Below are 1,030 nucleotides of genomic sequence, written 5' to 3' on the forward strand. Positions count from 1 at the left end.
CCTTGGCCTTGGCCTCGGCAATGGTGCGTTTGGAATCTTTCCTGGGAGGGTCGAACAGAGGGATCAGGCCGACAAAGGTAAATGTATCGGCATCTGCTGTCCTGAAAGCCACGCCCAGCGTGCGAAAACCGCGCTGTGCGAAGGTGTTGACCTGGGCGAAAGCCGCCTGCTTGTCCATATCACGGTTGTGGCACAGATCGATGATGACCTGCGGTGCGCCTTTGGTAACGATCAGGTCCGGCCCATTGCCGCTGGAGAAGGTGGCTTCTGTGCGCTTCGAGACCGGATCGAAAGGCACGAATTTCTTCAGCGTGTAGTGGCTCAGCATGCCCTGCAGGCCACGACGATTCAGGATTTCGAAGATGGGTTGTTCGATGGGGTCCTGGTTTTCCTCCCGGCTGGCCAGCGCCGCGTACAGAAACAGATCATCTTCGCCAAAATCACCGGCCACATAGGCGGGCGCGACAGACATGCGGTTCTGCGTCAGCGTTCCCGTTTTGTCCGAACACAGAATATCCATGCCGGCCAGTTCCTCGATGGCGTCCAGGCGGCTGACGATGGCCTGTTTTTTTGCCAGGGCGGTGGCGCCAATCGCCATGGTGACCGTAAGTACAGCGGGCATCGCTACGGGAATTGCTGAGATGGTCAGCACCAGAGAGAAGATCAGTACTTCAGTGAGCGGTTCATGACGCTGAATTCCCAGATAGATGATGATGGCGATCATCGCCAGGGTAAGCAGGATGAGGAAGTTTCCTACCTTGATGACCATGCGTTTGAAATGGCTGCGCCCTTCCATTTGCGCCCTGGCTACCAGACCGACGGTCTTTCCAAAGTAAGTGTTCAGGCCTGTGCCGGTGACAATGGCCACCATCTCACCCTGCTTGACGACAGTATTGGCATAGGCTTCCTGGCCAGCCTCTCTGTCCACCGGCAAGGATTCACCGGTCAGGGCGGACTGGTCTATCTGCAGAAAATCACCCCCTCCCAGCAACTTGATATCGGCGGGAATGATATCTCCAATTTTAACTTT

1 protein-coding gene is annotated in these 1,030 nt (G+C 56.2%); it reads right to left on the minus strand.

Annotation, left to right across the window (positions count from 1 at the left end):
* The coding region (locus ACOCD2_RS21760; RefSeq protein WP_293702755.1) for an HAD-IC family P-type ATPase at window positions 1-1,030 on the minus strand (1,030 nt) is incomplete at both ends.

It is taken from the genome of Thiolapillus sp. (assembly GCF_048562965.1).
Taxonomy (GTDB): domain Bacteria; phylum Pseudomonadota; class Gammaproteobacteria; order Chromatiales; family Chromatiaceae; genus Thiolapillus; species Thiolapillus brandeum_A.